Source organism: Halalkalibacter sp. APA_J-10(15), from assembly GCF_023017105.1.
Taxonomy (GTDB): domain Bacteria; phylum Bacillota; class Bacilli; order Bacillales; family Bacillaceae_D; genus Halalkalibacter.
Genome location: NZ_JALKEV010000013.1, coordinates 1 through 21,384, shown reverse-complemented (window position 1 = coordinate 21,384; position 21,384 = coordinate 1). Strand labels below are relative to the sequence as shown.

Annotated in this window: 26 protein-coding genes, 1 tRNA gene and 1 pseudogene; 18 read left to right on the top strand and 10 right to left on the bottom strand. The window is 38.3% G+C overall.

The annotated features are described in order from the left end of the window. Positions 1-33: 33 nt before the first annotated feature. The 3 genes from MW695_RS15290 to MW695_RS15280 all read left to right on the top strand — a co-directional run bounded on the left by MW695_RS15290 (position 34) and on the right by MW695_RS15280 (position 3,744). The gene (locus MW695_RS15290) at positions 34-1,299 is read left to right on the top strand and encodes a TRAP transporter large permease (RefSeq protein WP_035342863.1); all 1,266 of its coding nucleotides are present in this window, start codon (positions 34-36) and stop codon (positions 1,297-1,299) included. 47 nt (positions 1,300-1,346) lie between these two features. After that, positions 1,347-2,480, top strand: coding sequence for a TRAP transporter substrate-binding protein DctP (dctP, locus tag MW695_RS15285; protein WP_247106202.1), 1,134 nt, complete (start codon positions 1,347-1,349; stop codon positions 2,478-2,480). Positions 2,481-3,135: 655 nt separating this feature from the next. Beyond that, complete coding sequence (locus MW695_RS15280; protein WP_247106201.1) at positions 3,136-3,744, top strand: hypothetical protein; 609 nt, start codon at positions 3,136-3,138, stop codon at positions 3,742-3,744. 154 nt (positions 3,745-3,898) lie between these two features. Here the strand turns inward: MW695_RS15280 and MW695_RS15275 are convergent, their stop codons facing one another. Continuing rightward, positions 3,899-4,489 carry a biotin transporter BioY gene (locus MW695_RS15275; RefSeq protein WP_483299865.1) on the bottom strand — a complete coding sequence of 197 codons (591 nt, stop codon included), beginning with the start codon at positions 4,487-4,489 and terminating at the stop codon, positions 3,899-3,901. 161 nt (positions 4,490-4,650) lie between these two features. On the opposite strand from MW695_RS15275, the gene MW695_RS15270 reads away from it, so the two are divergent. Then, positions 4,651-5,133 carry an RDD family protein gene (locus MW695_RS15270; protein ID WP_247106199.1) on the top strand — a complete coding sequence of 161 codons (483 nt, stop codon included), beginning with the start codon at positions 4,651-4,653 and terminating at the stop codon, positions 5,131-5,133. Positions 5,134-5,182: 49 nt separating this feature from the next. Here the strand turns inward: MW695_RS15270 and MW695_RS15265 are convergent, their stop codons facing one another. Continuing rightward, the gene (locus tag MW695_RS15265) at positions 5,183-5,455 is read right to left on the bottom strand and encodes an HU family DNA-binding protein (RefSeq protein ID WP_247106198.1); all 273 of its coding nucleotides are present in this window, start codon (positions 5,453-5,455) and stop codon (positions 5,183-5,185) included. A 106-nt stretch (positions 5,456-5,561) separates the two neighbouring features. Further along, the gene (locus MW695_RS15260) at positions 5,562-6,386 is read right to left on the bottom strand and encodes a YihY/virulence factor BrkB family protein (protein WP_247106197.1); all 825 of its coding nucleotides are present in this window, start codon (positions 6,384-6,386) and stop codon (positions 5,562-5,564) included. 167 nt (positions 6,387-6,553) lie between these two features. On the opposite strand from MW695_RS15260, the gene MW695_RS15255 reads away from it, so the two are divergent. Further along, a complete protein-coding gene (locus MW695_RS15255) occupies positions 6,554-6,958 on the top strand; it encodes a hypothetical protein (RefSeq protein WP_247106196.1) in 405 nt (134 codons plus the stop codon). 58 nt (positions 6,959-7,016) lie between these two features. Then, positions 7,017-7,490 (top strand): S-ribosylhomocysteine lyase, encoded by a 474-nt coding sequence (locus tag MW695_RS15250; RefSeq protein ID WP_247106195.1) that lies wholly within the window; start codon positions 7,017-7,019, stop codon positions 7,488-7,490. Positions 7,491-7,582: 92 nt separating this feature from the next. Here the strand turns inward: MW695_RS15250 and MW695_RS15245 are convergent, their stop codons facing one another. Beyond that, positions 7,583-8,140 carry a cysteine hydrolase family protein gene (locus MW695_RS15245; RefSeq protein WP_247106194.1) on the bottom strand — a complete coding sequence of 186 codons (558 nt, stop codon included), beginning with the start codon at positions 8,138-8,140 and terminating at the stop codon, positions 7,583-7,585. Positions 8,141-8,289: 149 nt separating this feature from the next. Here MW695_RS15245 and MW695_RS15240 point away from each other — a divergent pair, with 149 nt between their 5' ends. The 4 genes from MW695_RS15240 (at position 8,290) to yugI (ending at position 11,794) form a co-directional block, all read left to right on the top strand. Further along, on the top strand, positions 8,290-8,790 hold the full coding sequence (locus MW695_RS15240) for an Lrp/AsnC family transcriptional regulator (RefSeq protein ID WP_247106193.1): 501 nt from the start codon (positions 8,290-8,292) through the stop codon (positions 8,788-8,790). After that, positions 8,790-9,968: an aminotransferase gene (locus tag MW695_RS15235; RefSeq protein WP_483299864.1), complete on the top strand. Its 1,179-nt coding sequence runs from the start codon at positions 8,790-8,792 to the stop codon at positions 9,966-9,968. The genes MW695_RS15240 and MW695_RS15235 overlap by 1 nt, the downstream gene beginning before the upstream one ends. A 176-nt stretch (positions 9,969-10,144) precedes the next feature. Then, complete coding sequence (locus tag MW695_RS15230; protein ID WP_247106191.1) at positions 10,145-11,278, top strand: DEAD/DEAH box helicase; 1,134 nt, start codon at positions 10,145-10,147, stop codon at positions 11,276-11,278. Between the two features lie 108 nt (positions 11,279-11,386). After that, positions 11,387-11,794, top strand: a complete 408-nt coding sequence (gene yugI / locus MW695_RS15225) for a S1 domain-containing post-transcriptional regulator GSP13 (RefSeq protein ID WP_035342889.1) — start codon at positions 11,387-11,389, stop codon at positions 11,792-11,794. A 141-nt stretch (positions 11,795-11,935) separates the two neighbouring features. On the opposite strand, the gene MW695_RS15220 is transcribed toward yugI, so the two are convergent. After that, positions 11,936-12,163 carry a DUF378 domain-containing protein gene (locus MW695_RS15220; protein WP_035342891.1) on the bottom strand — a complete coding sequence of 76 codons (228 nt, stop codon included), beginning with the start codon at positions 12,161-12,163 and terminating at the stop codon, positions 11,936-11,938. A gap of 455 nt (positions 12,164-12,618) precedes the next feature. On the opposite strand from MW695_RS15220, the gene MW695_RS15215 reads away from it, so the two are divergent. Further along, on the top strand, positions 12,619-12,750 hold the full coding sequence (locus tag MW695_RS15215; RefSeq protein WP_483299863.1) for an HAD hydrolase family protein: 132 nt from the start codon (positions 12,619-12,621) through the stop codon (positions 12,748-12,750). A 121-nt stretch (positions 12,751-12,871) separates the two neighbouring features. On the opposite strand, the gene thpD is transcribed toward MW695_RS15215, so the two are convergent. Beyond that, a complete protein-coding gene (thpD, locus tag MW695_RS15210) occupies positions 12,872-13,783 on the bottom strand; it encodes an ectoine hydroxylase (RefSeq protein ID WP_247106190.1) in 912 nt (303 codons plus the stop codon). Positions 13,784-14,048: 265 nt separating this feature from the next. On the opposite strand from thpD, the gene MW695_RS15205 reads away from it, so the two are divergent. From MW695_RS15205 to MW695_RS15190, 4 genes are all read left to right on the top strand, one after another. Next, complete coding sequence (locus tag MW695_RS15205) at positions 14,049-14,354, top strand: YrhK family protein (RefSeq protein ID WP_247106189.1); 306 nt, start codon at positions 14,049-14,051, stop codon at positions 14,352-14,354. Between the two features lie 84 nt (positions 14,355-14,438). Further along, entirely contained in the window at positions 14,439-14,726 is a 288-nt protein-coding gene (locus MW695_RS15200) for a hypothetical protein (RefSeq protein ID WP_247106188.1), read from the top strand. A gap of 177 nt (positions 14,727-14,903) precedes the next feature. Continuing rightward, on the top strand, positions 14,904-16,253 hold the full coding sequence (locus MW695_RS15195) for a glucose-6-phosphate isomerase (protein WP_247106187.1): 1,350 nt from the start codon (positions 14,904-14,906) through the stop codon (positions 16,251-16,253). A gap of 165 nt (positions 16,254-16,418) precedes the next feature. Then, complete coding sequence (locus tag MW695_RS15190; RefSeq protein WP_247106186.1) at positions 16,419-16,841, top strand: YugN-like family protein; 423 nt, start codon at positions 16,419-16,421, stop codon at positions 16,839-16,841. A 60-nt stretch (positions 16,842-16,901) separates the two neighbouring features. Here the strand turns inward: MW695_RS15190 and MW695_RS15185 are convergent, their stop codons facing one another. Further along, positions 16,902-17,558, bottom strand: a complete 657-nt coding sequence (locus MW695_RS15185) for a potassium channel family protein (protein ID WP_247106185.1) — start codon at positions 17,556-17,558, stop codon at positions 16,902-16,904. Between the two features lie 76 nt (positions 17,559-17,634). After that, the gene (locus MW695_RS15180) at positions 17,635-18,645 is read right to left on the bottom strand and encodes an ion channel (protein WP_247106184.1); all 1,011 of its coding nucleotides are present in this window, start codon (positions 18,643-18,645) and stop codon (positions 17,635-17,637) included. Positions 18,646-18,743: 98 nt separating this feature from the next. Here MW695_RS15180 and MW695_RS15175 point away from each other — a divergent pair, with 98 nt between their 5' ends. The 3 genes from MW695_RS15175 (at position 18,744) to MW695_RS22725 (ending at position 19,351) form a co-directional block, all read left to right on the top strand. Continuing rightward, on the top strand, positions 18,744-18,899 hold the full coding sequence (locus MW695_RS15175) for a hypothetical protein (RefSeq protein WP_247106312.1): 156 nt from the start codon (positions 18,744-18,746) through the stop codon (positions 18,897-18,899). Positions 18,900-18,960: 61 nt separating this feature from the next. Continuing rightward, positions 18,961-19,036 (top strand) — tRNA-Ala (locus tag MW695_RS15170). 183 nt (positions 19,037-19,219) lie between these two features. Then, positions 19,220-19,351 carry a hypothetical protein gene (locus MW695_RS22725; protein WP_260505918.1) on the top strand — a complete coding sequence of 44 codons (132 nt, stop codon included), beginning with the start codon at positions 19,220-19,222 and terminating at the stop codon, positions 19,349-19,351. A 64-nt stretch (positions 19,352-19,415) separates the two neighbouring features. On the opposite strand, the pseudogene MW695_RS15165 reads toward MW695_RS22725, so the two are convergent. Both MW695_RS15165 and MW695_RS15160 read right to left on the bottom strand, forming a co-directional pair. Continuing rightward, positions 19,416-19,773, bottom strand: a pseudogene (locus tag MW695_RS15165) (transposase); the annotation flags it as partial. Between the two features lie 70 nt (positions 19,774-19,843). Beyond that, positions 19,844-20,407, bottom strand: a complete 564-nt coding sequence (locus MW695_RS15160) for a CBO0543 family protein (RefSeq protein WP_247106183.1) — start codon at positions 20,405-20,407, stop codon at positions 19,844-19,846. Positions 20,408-21,384: the final 977 nt, after the last annotated feature.

Here is a 21,384-nt window from a genome sequence, read left to right as displayed (position 1 = left end):
TTCTGAATCTATAAAGACTGTGAGGAACAATATATGCTAGCAACTATGCTAATCGTAATGATCATTTTACTTTTTTTAGGATTTCCGATGATGATTCCTATATTTGTAGCCTCGATCATTGCTGTGTTATTTTTCTTACCTGTAGATCCTTCCTTTTTAGCGCAACAAATGATAAATGGTATTTCCTCGTTTGAGTTACTAGCCGTTCCGTTGTTTATTTTTGCTGCGGATATTATGTCTTCCGGAAAGACATCTAAACGGTTACTTGACTTTGTTGGAGCATTTGTTGGACATATTCGAGGTGGTTATGCGATTACGACAGCGGCTACTTGTACGTTGTTTGGATCTATCTCAGGTTCTACCCAAGCAACAGTTGTAGCAATCGGTAGACCCATGAGGGAAAGGCTATTGAAGGTTGGTTACAAGGATTCGAGTGCTATCGCTTTAATTATAAATGCTAGTGATGTTGCACTATTAATACCGCCAAGTATTGGCATGATTATTTATGCTTTATCTGCACCTCGTGTATCATTAGGGGATTTATTCATCGCCGGGATTGGTCCAGGTATTTTAGTATTATCTTTGTTTGTTATTTACAGTTATATTCACGCAAGAATATTTAATATCCCATTGGGAGAAAAGCTACCTTGGCGAATGAGAGGGAAATTTACTGTAAAAGCTCTATTGCCACTTGGTTTCCCAGTTATTATTATTGGTGGTATTTATTTAGGCTACTTCAGTCCAACTGAAGCAGCTGGGGTCTCGGTTTTATATGCACTTATTCTTGAAGTACTTATTTTTAAAACGATTAAAATACGTGATATCTCAAAAATTGCATTGTCTACTGGATTAGTGACAGCTGCTGTATTTATCTTAGTAGCAGCAGGGCAAGCTTTCGCTTATGTCATCGCAAGAGCACGTATACCGCAAATGTTGTCAGAAACGGTTCTCGGCAATGACCCTTCGGCTTTATATGTATTATTAATTGTCGCGATATTCTTCTTTGTAGGGTGTATGTTTGTCGATCCGATTGTCGTAATCTTAATTTTGACACCGATCTTTTATCCTGCAGCCATTGCGGCTGGTGTCGACCCTATTCATTTAGGGATTGTCATTGTATTCCAGGCGGCATTAGGTTCTGCGACACCTCCATTTGGAGTCGATATATTTACAGCTAGTGCGGTATTTAACAAATCATACTTAGATGTTATTAAAGGAACGCCACCGTATATTATTATGTTGTTAATAGCAGCGGTGTTGATTATATTATTTGAAGAAATATCCCTATTTTTACTCTAGGTGATCGTTTCTTTAAAATAAAACTATATTTTTATAGGGGGAATTAGATGTTTTTCAAGAAAAAAGGTTGGAAAGCTTTTGCAGTAGCAGGTGCTCTTTCAGTTGCATTAGCAGCGTGTGGAGGAGAAGATACGGATAGCGATGTAGGAGAAGATCCAGTAGATCCTGATACGAATGGCGATGAAACTCCTGCTGATGAAGGCTCAGATGGTGCAGCTATTGAAGAATCGTATCATTGGGATTTCGTTACTGAAGAAGTTGACGGTCAAGTTCAATATGAATATGCGCAGCAATTTGCTGATCTATTAGAAGAAAAATCAGACGGACAAATTACAATGGACGTCTGGGAATATGGTGCATTTGGTGGAGCTACAGAGGTTGACCAAGTAGAGTCACTTCAAATGGGAGACGTTGAGTTTGCAATTGTATCACCTGGTTTCACAGGTGGAATGGTTCCCGAGGGTCAAGTGTTTGCTCTTCATTTCCTTTTCCCAGATGATTTAGAGACAACACAAGAAATTTTGAATACGAGTGAAGCATTAAATGTTCACTTAGCAGAAATGTATGAAGCACAAAGCATTAAGCCACTTGCATTCTTTACTGAAGGTGCGATGCAATGGACTGGTAACCGTGAGTTACGTACACCAGATGACTTTAATGGTTTCCAAATGCGTACACAAGAGTCTCCATTAATTATGAGCTCTTATGAAGCGTATGGTGCTGATCCAGCTCCGTTAAGCTGGGGTGAGCTATACTTAGCTCTTGATCGTGGAAATCGTGATGGACAAGAAAACCCTATCTTCTTCATTGAAGATGCTGAATTCCACCGAGTACAAGATCACATGACGATTTCTAACCATAATAATTATGTAGCTATGACAACAGTAAATCCTAATTTTTACAATGAATTACCTGATAACGTCCGTGCGTTAATTGATGAGACTGTTGAAGAGATGCAACCAATTGTATTTGACTTACAAGATGGAATGAATGAAACCTATTTAGACTCAATTATTGATGATACAGAATATCCAACAGAGGTTATTACATTAACGGAAGAAGAGCGTGAAGCTTTCCGTGAACTAGCACTGCCAATTCGTGATGAATTCCGTGACACTGTTGGTGAAGATGGTGCAGCAATGTTAGACCTACTAGAAGAGGAAATTGCTGCATTCGAATAATTCGTTCTTAAAATGAAGAACGTCCTTATCATGAGGGCATTCTTGCCTGTCGATAACGTCTCGCAACATCGAGATAGTCGGCAGGTTTTTTTATGCTCAGAGAGCATGGTCGTCATGAGAAGTCGCTTCGAAGCCGTTTCCGGAATGGGGGGGCACGCACCCTTCTGAGGAAGTAAAACTAACCGTCATTAAGAAAAGGATGTGCTCATTTTTTTATCTCTCCTATGGAATGCAGAGGGATCGACTGAGACGAAGTGCACAAGGTCACGTGCTGAATGCGGTTCCTCATTCCTCTATTTTGAATTTTATTGCTCCTTTTGGCCTTATTTACTCCACTAGCGGAATGAGGATTCCTTTTTCCTCTTGGAAAGAGGCTTTTTCTCGATTTAGAGGAATGGGGATTCCCATGTGTGAGCTCCTTTTGCCTCACACATGGACAGTAATGAAGAAGATGTAGGTAGATTCGCGAGGGATGCTCGCCACGCTCGTTCCACGTTTTTATGAAAGAGCCTCATTTTCATAAAAGCTTGAAAATGTTGTAATGTTTCCGCGTAACGATTTTAAGAAAATACTGCGCAGTTATTTTTAAAAATTATGAAACTATATGATTCTTTCATTCGTTTATATAAAGAGAGAAATTAAAGGAATGAATGTAATGAAAAAAGGAAGAGTATGTTTATATCTATTGATCAGCTTAGTATTATTTGGGTGCCAAACAAATTCCATGGAGGAAGAGGTTATCATTAAACAATTTGATCAATTCTTTGAGCAAATAAGAGTCCTTTTTAGCTATCATAGTAAGGAAGATGGAGTGTTCCTTAATGAGAATTTCCATACAGAAAATGATATAAATGAGGTATTGGAGCCATTAATGACTGACGAAGGAAAGAACCAGCTTTTAGGAGAATTGTATGAATTTAAAGATGGGAAATATGTGTACAATGATGAGCTCCAGGAATATTTAAATGAGAGAACTCAAGCTGAATACTACCCAACTCTGCGAAGCACTGTATTTAATCCCGGGATTAGAATGATTCTCGAGGAGGATTTGAACATATCAATAGAAGGAAACAAAGCAAGAGTGATAGCGGAGAATGCACCAGTCCTATATTTTGATGAAAATAGTCCATACGGTCAGCACCATTTTGGTATGCTAGGCTACCCTGCAATTGATTACTTAACGGTTCATGTTGATATGGAACGTGAAGGTGAGGAGTATTTCATTTCGTCCTTTTCAATTGAAGCAAGTTCATTATTGAATTAGGAGAACTGAAATCGATCATGAGTTCAGATTAGAATGTGGAAGAAGCGTAAGCATACTGATAAGTAAAAGCTTGGATGAAGGGAAAGCTCTCTTCACTCAAGCTTTTATGCTTATGTAACGTCTTCTTCGTTGCCATGTATCCAATTCAAGGGCTTTAAGCAGCTTTTGATCGACTTGTTGGATTTGATAATTGAACCATATGGTAAACTCGCTTTGCTAATATAGCGGCAAAGCAAGTAAAGATAAAGTCCTTTACAAAGGGGGCTGCCATCCAAGCCCAAACGGTCCCATAGCTGACCGCTTCTCCATCTGCTAACAAATTTAAATTAGCGTACATATAATTTGTTCCAAGTAAATAATTGATTAATAGACCAGCAAAGCACGCGATGAAAAATGTTGCAATTTTCTTCTCTTTGCTCTTCTCGATGATCCATCCAGCTACAAACGCTAAAATAATAAATGATAGCAAAAAACCAAAGGTTGGACTGACAAAGGTAGAAAATCCACCTCTAAATTGTGCAAACACGGGAAAACCAACTAATCCTACGGCAATGTAAACAATCATGGAAATAGATCCTAGTCGTTTTCCTAGTAATGCTCCTGCCAACATCGCAAAAAACGGTTGCAAAGTAATCGGCACAGAACCTATAACGAGAAAAGATGTGACATTTGCACCGATGGTCATTAATGCAGCGAATAAAGCGATGTATACAATTTGTCTTGTTTGAAATGTCTGTTTGATTATAATCACCTCCTTGTCTGTGCTCTATAGTAGAATAAAATGGAAAAGATCAATTGTCAACCTTATTATTTATTAGGTTAACAATTGATTTTACAAAAATGGTGGCATTCAATTCCATTAATTTGTATAATAAGAACAGTTTGATAATATAGGAGGTTTATAGAATGGCACAAAACCCAGCAGGATTTTGGATTCGCGTAGGTGCGAGTATTCTTGACGGTATCTTTCTTAACATTGTATTTTTCGTTATCTTTTTACTTATACCTTTACCTGGTGCAGATGTAGTGATATTTAATCTTGAGGATATCATTATTTATACTCAAGAACAATCTTTACAAGATACGATTTTAGGAATTGGAAACCTTGCATATATGCTAGTACTTCCAGTCGTTTGGTTTGGTTTTACAGTTGGTAAACGTATTTGTGGTGTTCGTATTGTGAAATTAGATGGCTCGAAATTGGGGATTGGAGCGATGATTTTACGAACAGTCGTTGCTGGAGTTCTTTACGTTGTATCAATTGGGCTGTTATTTATTATTAGTGGTCTAATGGTCGCATTCCGTCAAGATAAGCGTAGTATTCACGACTTTATTGCCGGAACGTACGTGACTCGTGATTTACCTGAACAAATTGTAGAGAATGAATAACAACTAGAAAAGAAGTTGATCTTGCTTAAGCAGGATCAACTTCTTTCGTTTACTTAACGGCTTCTTTCAACTGTTTGCCAGCTTTGAAGGCAGGGGTTTTCGTCGCTGAAATGTCAATTTCCTCACCAGTTTGCGGATTACGCCCTTTTCTTGCCGCTCTCTCTCGAACTTCAAAATTACCAAATCCGATTAATTGAACCGTTTCACCTGAAGATAACGTTTCTGAAATGACCTCAAAAACAGAGTTAACTGCGGTGTTTGCATCCTTCTTTGATATTTGTGAACGCTCAGCTACAGCTTGTACGAGTTCAGTTTTATTCATTGTCTTTCATCTCCTTATTTTCAATGATTATTGCTACTTTCCTGCTACCATCATGACCACTTTCTCTTGTTTTATACGTTTAATATGAAATTTACTAGCTTTTTTGTTAAATTCTCTTTGTTCTGTGCAATTCATATAAGACAGCATTCACTTGCCCGCCCACAACAAGAATGATACCAGATAAAAAGAACCATAGCATAAGAACAATGACTCCACCAAGACTCCCATACGTAGCTGAGAAATTGCCAAATTGACTAATGTAAGTTGAAAATGCAATTGAAATAAACTGCCAGCCAATTGTTGCTACAAAGGATCCTATTAATACTTGCGAAAAAGTTAACTTCACATTTGGTGCTAATCGATAGATGATCATGAGAAGAAAGGACATTAATGAAATTCCAATAATCCAACGTAGCATTTTCAATACCGTTGTCGTTTCATCAGGAAGAAAGAAGAAACGATCCAATGTTGTAATGATCAAGTTTCCGAAAACAGGTAATAACAGAGTGATAACAATAACAAAGATCATCGATATCGTTAAGCCAATAGAAAGTAGGCGAAGCTGTAAGAAATTTCGAGTTTCCTCTACATCATAGGATCTGTTTACTGCTCGAATAAGGGCATTAATTCCATTTGATGCAGACCAAATAGTAGCAAGGATCCCAAATGAAAGCAGACCGCCTTGTGGTTCGCTGACTACTTCAAAAATGGTCGTAAAAAGGATATCAGCCAATTCGTTTGGAACATAGTCGGTAATAAAATGTTGTAAGCCATCTGTGTCAAATTGAAAGTATGGAACAAGTGCAAGAATAAAAATAAGCAATGGAAAGATTGAAAGCATAAAATAGTAAGCCAAAGTTGCAGCCCAATCAAGAATAGGATCTGATTTAAGGCGATGCATGAGTTTCTTCGTAAAATGTGACTTGTTCAAATTCGTTTCTCCTTCCTTACTAATAGTGAATCCGTTTCTGTAAAGATCGTATCTACTACTTAGCATAAAATAGTTGAAAAAGAATGGAAAGTACTGCCTGTTATATCCCCTTCTTTTCCTTCGCTCAAACTTATGTATAATAGGGAGGTGGGAGGAGTGAAAAAAGTATGTATAAAGCTAAAGAATCACCATTTATTTGGATTGCTTGGATTGTATTAGCATTAATGTATGGCTCTGTTTTAGACAATGGGTTTCAATATATCGCATATGCTAGTATTATCCTGTTTCTAGCCTTTTTAACAATTTCTTATGAGTTTGAGGTGAAGGAAGACCGCTTATTGTATCGAACGCTCATTATACGAAAGGTTATTGGGACACGGGAGCTTCAAGTAACAGATATCAAGAAAATTTCTTTTATAAAATTTGCAAAGCGTACACTTATCGTCATTCATCCAAAGAAAGGCTTCCGAATTAAATTAAAGCGCTTTGAGCCAGCTGGATTGTCTGAGGAGATGCTCGAATTTTCGAATGAGCATAATATAGACAAAGAAGTATTTGGGAAAATGTCTTAATCATTTTAGAAATAGCGTTGCTATGTTACGATGGAGACAAAGAGGAGGAGGTATTCTCATGCCAACAGTTGAAAGCTTTGAACTTGATCACACAATTGTAAAAGCGCCATTTGTCAGGCCGTGTGGAACGATCCCAGTAGGATCTGATGGAGAAGTAAACAAGTTTGACATTCGTTTTTTTCAGCCGAATAAACAAGCGATGAAGCCTGATGTTATTCATACAATGGAGCATTTACTTGCCTTGAATATTCGTCGATTCTCTGAGAAATATGAGCATTTTGAGGTGATTGATTTGTCACCAATGGGCTGTCAGACAGGGTTTTACTTAATTATGAGTGGGAAGCCAACGGTTGATGAGCTCATTGATATTTTGGAAGAAACGATGAACTTTTCACTTGAGCTGACAGAGGTCCCTGCTGCAACGGAAAAGCAGTGTGGACAAGCCAAGCTCCATGATTTAGAAGGGGCAAAACGGTTAATGAATTATTGGTTACAGCATGATAAAGCGTCGCTAAGAGAAGTGTTTGCGTAATAAGTAGTAATAAGGTGAATCCGTCCAGGGATTCACCTTTCTTTATTAGGCTGAAAACTGAAAAGGTAGCAGGTAAACTTAGGTGCCCTTCTCTATTTAGAAGTGTATGAGGATGACCATTGACTAATGTCAGCTTTTAAGACATGTTTCATGAGCTCAAGAGCATGGTCATTTCGACTATTCGTTTGTGAAGCGACTGCATCAGCAGGGATATGCAGGTCATATCCGCGCATATAGCCGTCATTAGCCGTAAATTGAACACACATGTCTGCAGAGACCCCTGTTAGGATAAGTGATTGAATACTTAAGTGATCAAGTAATAAGTGAAGCGGTGTACAAAAGAACCCTGAATATTGTGGTTTCAAAATGAAGTAGTCATCCTGCTCAGGTTGAAGAAGTTTAGCTATTGGTTGTCCTCTTACTGGCTGTTCTGCACAATGAGAAACGATATGACGGAAATCAGACTGCCACCTCCCGTAATTATCATTTACATAAATGATGGGTATTCGTTCGCTCTTAAGTTGTTCCTTCATGGATTTAATCGTATGTGCCGCTCTCATTGCGTATGGGATGAGCTGTTCTCCGTGCTTAAATTCGAAATCATTTATCATATCAATGATCAGTAGTGCTTGTTTCTTTTTACTGTACATAGGCTTTAAACGTTCCCTTCTGTTCTATAATAAGATAAAGAAATTTAGTTATAGGAGGAAAAAGCTATTCGTATCAAAGGGATGATATGTTATGATAAACAAAATACTGAGATACCATACATGTTTTTTGTAAGGAAGGGGCTAGGAAGATGGACATGGACGAGAAACGAATTGAAATATTACAAATAATAGAGAGTAACGGACGCATTCCCGTTGCCATGTTAGCGAAAATGGTAGATATAACAGAAGAGCAAGCAGAGGTCGTTTTAAAGCAGTTGGAAGAAGAGAAGGTCATTCTTAGTTATTCGGCTGTGATTGATTGGAGTAAAATACAAAAGCGCGAAGGCGTAACCGCTGTAATCGATGTGAAGGTTACTCCGCAGCGTGGTGTAGGTTTTGATCAAGTTGCGGAACGTATTTATCGTTTTCCAGAGGTGAAGGCTGTTTATTTAATGTCTGGTGCTTATGATTTATCGGTTGTCATTGAAGGAAATACGATGCAAGAAACGTCCCGTTTCGTTTCAGATAAGCTGTCGACGATTGATTCCGTTATTTCAACAACGACTCATTTCCAATTGAAAAAATATAAACATGACGGTGTTGTTTTTGAACAAGGAGAAGAAGATCGTCGGATTGTGGTGACGCCATGATTCCTTCACATACAAAACAAAACAGTCGTTTGTCTAAGCGTGTTCAAGCGATTAAACCGTCTGGCATTCGTCGATTCTTTGATTTGGCATCAAAGATGGATAATATTATCTCACTTGGTGTTGGGGAGCCTGACTTTATTACACCATGGAATACACGTGAGGCAAGCATTTCATCGTTGGAACGTGGTTTCACTGCTTACTCGGCTAATGCAGGCTTAATGGAATTGAGACAAGAGATCTCATATTATATGGAAGATCGGTTTTCGGTTCAGTATGATCCTGAAACAGAAGTGCTCGTAACTGTAGGAGCAAGTGAAGGAATTGACATTGGAATGCGGGCAATCCTTAATGTGGGAGACGAAGTGATCGTCGTTGAGCCAAGCTTCGTTTCTTATGCACCACTTGTTGAACTGGCAGGAGGAGTACCCGTTTCAGTGGGGACGTCGATTGAACATGATTTTAAAGTAACGGCATTAGCAATTGAAGAAGCAATTACCGATAAAACGAAGGCAGTTATGCTCTGTTTTCCGAATAATCCGACGGGTTCAACGTTAAACCGTGAAGAGCTTAACGAGCTTGTTAAAGTGATTGAACGACATGATCTTATTGTGTTTTCTGATGAAATTTATGCGGAATTAACGTATGATCATAAGCATGTTAGCTTTGCAGCCTTACCAGGGATGAAAAATCGAACGATACTCATTCAAGGTTTTTCCAAAGCATTTGCAATGACTGGCTGGCGATTGGGGTTTGTGTTAGCGCCACCTGATTTATTAGCCGCTATGCTGAAGATTCATCAATACAGCTTAATGTGTGCACCTACTATGGCGCAATTTGGTGCTCTAGAGGCGCTTCGACAAGGATTAGATGAAGTGGAACGGATGAAGCAATCGTATAAGCAAAGACGAAATTTTGTCGTGAAATCCTTTGCAGAAATTGGTTTGATCTGTCACCGACCAGAAGGAGCTTTTTATGCATTTCCTTCAATTGAAAAAACAGGTTTGAACTCAGAAGCATTTGCTGAAAAGCTATTAATGGAAGAACGTGTAGCGGTCGTTCCTGGTTCAGTTTTTGGGCAAGGTGGAGAAGGGCATATTCGTTGTTCATATGCGACGTCAATGGACCATTTAGAGCAAGCGATTGAACGAATAGATGTTTTGTTACAACGGTTGAAGTGAGTTAGTAAAAAGGGGGTGTTTTAAAAGGTGCGTATGTGATCTTTTAAGACATCCCTGAAATTATGTTCGGAGAAGAATATTCTTAATTGATTTAGTGAGTTTTCCCTTTTATGGGTGAAAGTGACAAGGATCGGTCATACTAATGATTGGCGTGTTTAGAAAAGAGGGGTAAAATAATGAGCTTTACATTTGAACAATTAAACGAATCGTTTGTTTCTGTTTTAAAGGAATTACATATTACAGAGCCTACTGATATTCAAAAAAAGATGATTCCTGAAGCATTAGAGGGTCAGAGTATTATTGCTCGATCACAAACAGGAACAGGAAAGACGCTTGCTTACTTATTACCAGCTTTGAATAAGATTGATAAGCAAGTACAGCGGTTACAGGTGCTTATTCTAACACCTACTCAAGAACTTGCGATGCAGGTTGTTGATGTGGCCAAAAAAATAACCGAAAAGGATCCGGTACATATTGGTGCTTTTATTGGTGGAGCGAACATAAAAAGGCAAGTTGAAAAATTAAAAAAACAGAAGCCGCAGCTTGCGGTTGGGACCCCAGGTCGACTACTTGACCTTATCCAAATGAAAAAACTAAAAGTAGCTGATTTACAAGTGGTGGTGATTGATGAAGCTGATCGAATGATGGGAGAACAATCGTCTTGGGGAGCTACGATGGAAATTGCCAAGCGTGCTGGTCGCGACATTCAGTACTTGAGTGTATCGGCTACCATTCCAGATGGAATTACGGAGCAGATGAGACAGGTAGCGCCATTTATCGTTGAGCTAGAAGCTGAAGGAGGTTTAGTAGAAGTAGAGAAAGTAGAACATTGTGTGCTGCGTGTCGAGCAACGTGACAAAGTCGATGTGACGAGAAAGCTTGTTCATGCGGAAACCATTAAGAGAGGGATTGTCTTTGTTAACCAATTGGAAAAGCTACATGAAGTAGCTGAAAAGTTAGTCTATAAAGGTTTACGAGTACAGGCACTATCTTCTGATCACAGTAAACAGGAACGAGAACAAGCAATGAGGCAATTGCGAAATGGGGATATTGACCTACTTGTCGCAACAGATATTGCTGCTCGAGGGCTGGACATTGATGATATCACACATATCATTCAGTTTGATGTTGCGGCTACCCCTGATCAATATGTGCATCGTTCTGGGCGAACAGGGAGAATGGGGAAAACAGGGACAGTCATTACTTTGCTTGATCGAAGAGACGAGTATAAGATTGAAAAATATCAAAAACAATTAAAAATTAACTTTTCCGAAGTTGTATTAACACATGGTCATTTAACAAAAAAGTAGTAGACTATTCCATGAACTGGATGTGAAGTGTGTATAGATCTCCTTTACTTAAATAGTAGTCTTATGTTAATATTAAAAGGTTAAAAATTATTTAGGAGATGTATATGTATGTCAAATTATGAAGTTGGTAGTATCGTTGAGGGAAAGGTAACAGGTATTAAGCCTTTCGGTGCGTTTGTTGCCCTCGATGAAAAGAAGCAAGGGTTAGTTCATATTTCTGAAGTCGCTCATGGATTTGTTAAGGATATTAACGATGTTCTTAAAGTGGGAGATGAGGTTCAAGTTAAAATTATGAATGTTGAGGAGGATTCTGGTAAAATTTCGCTTTCGATCCGCGCTACACAAGAAGCGCCTGAACGTCCAGCAAGTAAGCCTCGTCCACAAAACAATCGTAAACCACAACAGCAGCAAAAAACGCAACAACAAGGCTTCAACACGCTTGAGGATAAGTTAAAAGAGTGGTTAAAGCAGTCAAATGAAATTCAAGCTGATTTAAATAAGCGTGCGAAGAAATAATACAAGAAAAAGAGGCCGGATCTTGTCCCAGCCTCTTTTTCTTTTTATTAAATGTGTCAGGTGGAAATGAGCGGTCGTTTGATTTTCATGACTCTATCTCACGTACCGCTCATAAGGAAAAATGATAGCAACTCACTATCCTTATTTTTGTGTTTCCGGGACTCGTTCAAGCTCTTCATCGGGCTTGAATAGAATAGAGATACAATATAAGCCAGCTAGTCCGACAATAGCGTAAATGACACGAGAGAAAGCAGCTGCTTGACCGCCAAAGATTGCAGCGACTAAATCGAAACGAAAGAAGCCGATAAGCCCCCAGTTAATTGCCCCGATAATCGCTAGCGTTAATGCTGTACGTTGAATACCGCTCATATTATTCACCTCCATTAATGGGTAAAGTGGACACAACCATTCAGTTATGCCTTACTGTATAGAATGACTAGCTTTTAAGTAAATTATACAAAAGGATAAGACAGAGACCATTGAAAAAGTTGATTTGTACTTTTTCAATGCCTTTGAATTGACTAGCGATGGCTTCACTTGTTGCTCGCTGATTCGAGAAATCCCATTCGTATCAAGCTTTTCAAAATAGGCAACGGTTGCGCTCGGTGCTTAAAGGTTACCAAAAAAGTTAAAAACCAAACTTCTTCAGCACCCTCATAAGTCATTTTCATTTACAAGTCTTATCTTGTTCAGCGATAAGAAGGAATGAGAGGTGGCACGATTTATATTTCATAATCATCTGATGGCATCCACTATCAGTCGATGTTTGCCTAAAGGTGGATCAAAGTCAAAAGGCACTGAGAAGATGATTGCTACATTGAAACATCAAACCAAAAAATGTCTATGCTTTTGGTGAGGGGTTAAATGATATTGAAATGCTCTCAACTGTTGCACATGGTGTTGCGATGGGCAACACTCATGAAGAAACGAAAGAAGTAGCTAAATATGTGACATAAGCAGTGGATGAAGGTGGCATTGTGCATGGCTTGAAAATGGTAGGGTTGTTGAAATAAAAAACATAGAAAAGCCATTCAGCTCAGACTGAATGGTCTTTTCTTATGAATGAATTCTTCATTTTTACTTATGTGTTTTTTCTTTTCCGAGTGGTTCGCTTGTTTTGCGAACAGCGATGTATTCTGGTCGTTCTCCTGCACCTGCAAATGGTTCAACGAGTTTATTTTCGACACTGTTGTACACCATGAACAAATTATTACGTGGGTATGGGGTCATATTGCTTGTGGAAGCGTGCATTGTATTCGATTCAAAAATAGTAATGGTTCCTGCTTTTCCAGTTGCAACAGAAAGGTTACCACCTTGGTCGAATAACCATGTCAAGCTATCATTATCTGGAACACCGACTTTTTGTGCTTTCAGTGATTCTTTGTAATTGTCTTCAGGTGTTGCGCCGACGCAACTCACATAATATTTATGAGAACCTGGTACGAGCATCAGTGGTCCGTTGTGTACATAATTATCTGATAGGGCAATTGACATGCTTAAGGCGCGCATTCTAGGCATCCCATCTTCTGTATGCCACGTCTCAAAATCCGAATGCCAATTAAACTCCTTACCTGAAAATCCTGGCTTATAATTTATTCGGGATTGATGGACATAGACGTCACTTCCAAGGAGATGATTGACAATATCAAGCAAGCGCTGATCAGCCGCAATTTTCTTGAAGTATTCGCTATCTTGATCCACTGCGAAAATTGATCGAATTTCATTGCTATTAGGCTCTCGAATCACTTTCTCGGACTGTACGCCACTCTTTGATTCCTGTAATTCGAAGATCCCTTTTTGCATAGTCGCCATTTCCTCATCCGAGAAGAGGTTTTTAATTTGTAAAAAACCATTCTCCTCATAGAAATCAAGTTGATCTTTCGTGAGTGGAGCCTCGTCATCATTCTTTCGGTCGGTATGAATTACAGGATCTTTACGCTTCTTGATTTGCGGTTTCTCGCTTATTCTTGAAGGGTAAAAGTCTTCCATTCTTCAAACACTCCCATTATCTAGATATCAGATATCTCCTTCATTAGCTATATCTGGCTCATTCACTCTCATACCACTCTAATTTTCTGAATAAACACGAATATTTTTAAAAGTGAATAAAATAAGCCTACCCTTTTATTTATTCTGTCTGCCATTGCGATAAAATTGAACCTTTCCAACTCAGTGCCGGCAACAGCAGGGACGGTTTAATCTTCTAGGATATGGGGTAAAATTATTCGAGGAGTTTTGCATCAAGGAGGTATTTATGAAGAATAAGATCGCAAAGATTAAGAATGATGAAGAGTATTTGGACGTGAAGATGGGCCGGGTACGAATTTATTTTGATAAGAGATACAGAGTTATTTCTACGATTAATGATTTATTAATTGGAGTTTTGTTTGTTATTGGGAGTATTCTTAATTTTTTTGATAAGATGGAAAAGATCGGCCTCATTTTTTATCTCGCTGGGAGTACTTTTTTAGTTGTTAGACCCGTTTTGAGGCTTATGCATAGTGCTAGTCTAAGAAAGGAAATTCGGGACAAAGGCACGTATACTCCGGATAATAAGTAATGTCCTCTTTAAAATAATTGCTAAAAAGCGCCCTCAGGGCATTTTTTTGATGGACTGGGAAGTGCCACTCTGCAAGATATATTTTTGCTTAAAGTAATCAAAAGCTTTTCAGTATTGAGAAATTGGTCAAGCTACGACGAGCGTTTACATCACGAATTAACTTCGTATCTTAAAGCATCACGAAATTGGGGTGTAGGTAGAAGAAGAGAGACAACAAAGCTTGGAAAGGATAAGGCGAAAGAGCGATTATTCAACTACGACCGTAGAAATGACGAGATTAATTCATTCAAGCAAGTCGGTTCTTACGTTAAAATGATGGTGATTTTGTCCGAAGTATCATTTGTGAAAGTAGTGATGTGGTTCAGCGCGTGATGTGTCCATAGCGGATAAGATAAAGGTAGCTCTTTTTTATTTAGCCGGTTTACGACATTCTTTCCAATTCCGATAAATAAACTCAACTTTCATCGGGAAATAGTAGAAATGTTCTTGATTCTTTTCGAACGTTCCGCTAAAGTGAATAGTGATTGAAACTATTAAGGAGGCTTATTAATGGCTAAAATACAGTTTGACTATTCTAAAGCTTTAACGTTTTTTAATCAGCATGAAGTTGACTATTTACAAGGTGCAGTAAAAGCAGCACATGAAGAGTTACATAATGGGACAGGTGCAGGAAACGATTACTTAGGTTGGATTAACCTACCAACAGAATACGATAAGGAAGAGTTTGCTCGTATTCAAAAGGCAGCAGAGAAAATTAAACAAGATTCAGACGTTCTACTTGTTATCGGGATTGGTGGCTCTTATTTAGGAGCTCGTGCAGCGATAGAAGCGTTGCAACATTCGTTCTACAACATTCAAACGAAGGAAGAGCGTCAGACGCCACAAGTATTCTTTGTCGGTCAAAATATTAGCTCCACATATATGAAGGACCTATTAGCACTTATTGAGGGCAAAGATGTATCTGTCAATGTGATCTCAAAGTCAGGGACGACAACGGAGCCTGCTATTGCGTTCCGTATTTTCCGTGATTACTTAGAAAAGAAATATGGAGTAGAAGAAGCTCGTAAGCGTATTTATGCAACGACAGACAGCGAGAAGGGTGCTCTTAAGACGTTAGCGAACGAAGAAGGCTATGAATCATTTGTTGTTCCAGATGATGTAGGTGGTCGTTATTCCGTTCTAACAGCGGTTGGATTACTTCCAATTGCCGTGAGTGGGCTTGATATTGAGAAAATGATGCAAGGTGCTGCTGATGCAAGTGCAGACTTCAATAATCCGAGCCTTGCTGAAAACGAATCCTATCAATATGCAGCTGTTCGAAATGTCCTATATAATAAAGGGAAAACGATTGAGTTAATGGTGAATTATGAGCCATCCCTACACTTTGTTTCAGAATGGTGGAAGCAATTGTACGGTGAAAGTGAAGGGAAAGATGGAAAAGGGATCTTCCCAGCTGCTGTTGATTTCTCAACAGATCTTCATTCAATGGGACAATACGTACAAGATGGTCGTCGTGATTTATTTGAAACGGTCATTTCGGTTGAAAAGTCTCGAGAAGAAGTCGTTATTGAGAAAGCGGATAGTGACTTAGATGGGTTAAATTACTTAGCAGGTCAAACGATGGACTTTGTTAATAAAAAAGCGTTTGAAGGGACGTTACTTGCTCATACAGATGGAGGAGTTCCCAATCTGATTGTCAACGTTCCTGAATTAAATGAATATTATTTCGGATATCTTGTGTATTTCTTTGAAAAAGCATGCGGAATTAGTGGCTATTTACTTGGTGTTAATCCGTTCGATCAGCCAGGTGTAGAAGCGTATAAAAAGAACATGTTTGCACTACTTGGCAAGCCAGGGTTTGAAAAGGAAAAAGCTGAGCTAGAAGCACGTTTGAAATAAGGAAAGAAAGCTGTTAGGGACAAGCCCTAGCAGCTTTTTTGTAAATCCTCCTTCACCATACAAGTTATTTTTTAACTGGAACTCGTTTGACCCAGCTTCTATCGTGTATTCTTACATCTTTATTGGACAGACTATTGTTAACGACGTGTTGAAGGGATGATCGAGATGCTTGCGATTGAATCGCCAGTTGAAGGAACACAAATAAAATTAAAGGTGTTAGAAGATAAACTAAAACCATTAGGCTACTCAATCGGTGGTGGCTGGGAGTATGATCATGGCTATTTAGATTATAAGATTGATGAAGAGGGAGGATATACTTTTCTAAGGATACCTTTTACTGCGGTTGATGGGGACCTTGATCAACGTGGTGTTTCAGTTGAACTTGGTACACCATACCTTCTTAATCATCGCTATCAACAAGGTCTTGATGATAACCCAGATGTCTTTAATGGTCTTGTGACGATCAATTTGAATAGTGCGATCAATCAGTTTAGCGAGCCCGTTGAAAAAGATGGTGACATTGATCCAAAATACTTTCCTGTAGCAAAAAGCTTAATTGATGAACTAGAGATGACAATTTTGACCTAATGAAAAGAAGGATCCACACAGAATTTGTGTGGATCACTTCTTCCATAAAGTTGATAAAAATCATAAGCCATGATCTTCAAATCTCTTCAGGTCATTTTTGTGTCCGATTAATATCAGGACATCATTGATTAAAATCACGTCATGTGGATAAGGAGATACGTTAATATCCTCTCCACGTTTAATGGCTAATATCGTACAGCCGTATTTCGCCCGAATGTCAAGGTCAATGATCGAACGGTCTGCAATTTTGTCTGTAGCGAAAAACTCGACAATGCTGTATTCGTCCGAAAGTTCAATGTAATCAATGACCTTTTCTGATGTCAAATGCTGTGCAATACGAATCCCCATATCATATTCAGGGTGAATAATTTGATCGGCACCAATTTTTTCTAAAACCTTATGGTGGTAGTTATTTTGAGCTTTCACCCAAACTTGTGGGACGTCGAATTCCTTCAATAATAATGTGCATAAAATACTTGATTGAATATTATCACCAATGGCTACGACAACATGCTCAAAGTTGCGCACGCCGAGATTCTTTAACACTTTTTCATCGGTCGCATCTGCAATAACGGCATGAGTTGAAAAGCTTGTAAATTCATTCACTTTATCCTCATTTGTATCAATGGCCAATACCTCATGTCCCATACGGTATAGCTCCTTACAAACGGAGCTACCAAAACGTCCAAGCCCAATGACGGCAAATTGTTTTTTCATTACATTCTCCTTTTACCAGATCAAATTGTCATTAACTATGAATTAATGTACTCCTTTATCTGACGTCCGTCAACGGTTAGCTGATGATTTTTCGATAGGTCGTTTCGTCGCAAATAATGTACAGCTTAGCATCGACAGGAATAGGGTCTTGAAGACGACGAACAATACTGAAATCTTCATGATCGGCAATTAACGTAGCCCCTAGTTTTTTTAATGCACAGAAGGCATCGTCGTACACAAGCCAATCTAGCTTTTTAGGAATTTCCCAAATATCATCACCCTGCTTACGGTGAAGAAGCTGCATAAATAATTTCGTTGAACCGTTGTAAATCGCCGATTGTGCCATAAGGTCAGAAAAGACTTCATTTGATAAAATATATTCATCAATGTTGGCATGTTTAAAGTTTGGAATATGCTTTTCATTTAAGATTTCGGCAATGGTGTAAATTGGATGATTGCGTTCTTTTGCAAAATGTTCAATGGCAGTAGCGATCAATAATGTCTTGCCATCAGCTTCGACACTGTTATGAATCGGATCAGAGGCAAAAATGCAAACAGATGTCGCATATAATATATTGGCACGTTCTAGTGTTTCACGAGAGGTAGGATCACCTTGAATATAACTGATACGAGCGTGGCTACAAGGTGCTTGTTGTTTTGTATCAATGATGACAATATTGCTTTTATTGATAAGTAATAATTCTTCAATAGTCTTGAATGTTTTACTGGACCAACCGACGATAACAAAGTGTTTCTTCCCTTTGTAATCCAATTTACCCTCCTCCTTCATCGTTTGATAAGTACTAAATGCTTCGACGATCTTCCCAATCATGACACCAATTAAGGCAATTCCAGTTACATAGAGAAAAATCCCAAATGTTTGCCCTGCAACGGTTTTAGGAACATAATCACCGAATCCAACTGTAGTGATGGTTGTCATTACCCACCAAAATCCAATAAAGGGATTTGGGAATGTTTCAGGTTCAAGAGTATAAATAATAAAGGCACTAGTAACACAAAAGCCCCCGGTGGCGGCGAAAATAATTGATTGCCGAATTCGAATGACTTTCTTCATAAGCTCAAACATCGCGCTATCCTCCTCTGTATTCCTTTGTCAGTATAGCCATCTTAGTAGCGGATCAATCATCTTTTTGATAAGATAGATGGCGTGAGGGGGAGATGCGTTTGACAGCAATCATTTTTGCGTTAGCGGTTTTTTGTGGTTGGTTTATTTTTGATTTTGTGAAGCATAAAAAAGTGACGATGGAAATGGTTATGAGCTCACTCGTCATTAGTGTGATTGCGGGTGTAGCCTGGTGGTTACTGGACTTCTTCTTTTAAAGGGAAAGTGTTTGCATGTTGTGTTGTATCCATATATAATTAATCATGTCCAATATCATGTGGGGCATTAGCTCAGCTGGGAGAGCGCTTCGCTGGCAGCGAAGAGGTCAGCGGTTCGAGCCCGCTATGCTCCACCAAAATGATTGATGCAGCGGCCGACTAGGCTGCTTTTTTGTAATTAGCGAACCGTTGTATGATTTATCAGACAACGTTGCTGGTGAAGAACGACCTGAGGATCTCACTCACTTCATGAGTAAGAAGCGTCGGGTCGTTTTTAGTTGAAAAAGAGTCGGAAAGTAGTATTTCATTACGAGCTTCTTATGTCTAAGGAGGCAAAAGAGAAAATACAGCTATCCGACTCATTTCCATTAAAGCACCTTATTGTCGCGAACTTTTCAAATCGCTTGGAAGAAAAATCGATATTTGAGCAAGATCGCCCGAACTTTTCGTGACAAGTATTACTCGCATAAAAAGGAGGATTCTAATATTCCTTCCTGAACGGTAGGGGGCGCAACAATACCATTGCATCATGGGGAGTTGTAGGACTTTGCACATTGTTGATATCGTGTATGTGTGTTGAGTATCTTAATCACACTTACTTTCATCTTATTATCAGCGCGGCTTGCTTTAAAATGTCATTTTCCATTTCTAATTGCTTATTTTGCTTTCTTAATTCCGCTAATTCTCTTTGTTCGTTTGTTAAGTTGTCCTTTTCCTTGAAAGAACCGGAAGTCTGACTCTCCCATTTATCTAAAGGTGAAGGAGTAAGATCATATTCACGAATAATCTCTTTCCTTAGTTAACCACTGTTATAAAGCTGCACAATCTGTTGTTTAAATTCTTCAGTAAATGTTTGACGTTCTCTTTTAGTCATCGTAGATTCTCCTCGACTTATGTTATCTGTAGTCTACTTGACTTAATTTTTCTGTCCAATTCAGTATAGTCTAATCATGTTCTATTCTATATCTTTTAAGAAGTTGAGTTAGGAAATACGCTAGGACTCCGATTATAATATCGCTCAGAAAAAGGTACAATTGCCTCATTCCGCCTCTTAGTTCAAGGAATTCCATCCTTATTTCTATACTTGCAAAGCCGAATGCAAAGACAGCAGATAAGAGCAATAAATAAAGAAAGAAATTCTTCTGATGATTTGTGCAGTATTGGTATAATAATAAAAAACTCACCGGAAGTACGGAGACTGTCATATTTAAACTAGCGGGAAGTGATGGTACTGAATAATAGTGATAAGCAAAATAACCGAGGTTGGTTAGAGCCAGTGCGGCATACGTCCATAACACATGCACCACAAATCCAAAAAACAACACTTCAAAAATCCTCTTTCTATCTACAGCGAAGAAAAGGATAACTAAAGGAATAATTAAAAATGAAGAAACCACCCAAAATTGCCACGTACCCATGTGGGAGTATTGACTCCAATAGGATTGTACTATCGTATTTAACTCCTCATGCTTATCGAAAATTTTATCTATATATTGATTTCGATTCATACTATTTCAACTCCTGTAATTGTTTATAACAAAAGTTTTTGGTTATATAGGTTTAAATATTCATCTATATAGGTATCGTTACCAATTTTTCCATTAATGGTGGTGAGCGCTGTTTGTTGCACTAAGGGATGCTAATCGGAAGAAGGTAAACGAAAGAGAACAACAGATTATTTGCTACTCAGTACAACGATGCCGTTGAAAATATTCGGAGACAATTAAGTTTATTATGTAATCGTCTTTTTTCGTAGTTGACACATACTACGCGGAAGGAATTAACCAATTACGCAAAATTTTTTGTTATGCTTTATTTATAGAAATCATTAGATAGTGGAGGATCTCACTTAAACGAAACGAACAATTAATTAATAAGGAAGTGTTTTGTTTGCGTTTTAAAGAAAATTATAAGAAAGGCGTTAAATTTAATTAATTGATTATAGAGAGGGATGGTATTGAATAAATTAGGACTTTTTCCTTTATTGATGGCTATTGCAAGTATTATTTCACTTTTAATTTTAAGAGGACCTAATGCAAATTAAACGGTCATCATGTTGCACAAATCGAAATCGAATCGCTTAGACAACGTTTGGGCTGGCATTCTTTTAGATTATAACAAGCGAAATCTCAGCAGCTTTTTGGAATAAAAAAGGTTTTATGAAAATTAGCACATCCACTGATAACCAAATTGATATTTATGAAAAACATTAACTGTGAAAAAATGTACTTAAACAAACGAGCGAGCGCTTTACTTATTAAGAGAAAGGGTGATTAGGTGATAAAAACAACGTTCTTGTCTAGCTTAATTGGGATTACAATTTTAATGCTAATAGCACTAATTATTCCTAGATATGAATGGATCTATGTCAAGATTCCGGACACCAAAAGATTAAGTTTTTTCTGCACAACAACCATTCATGGAGTGTTCCACATCCCAATCAGATTGTCAAAGTGAAAAGAGCCTTTGACAACCTGATTGGGAC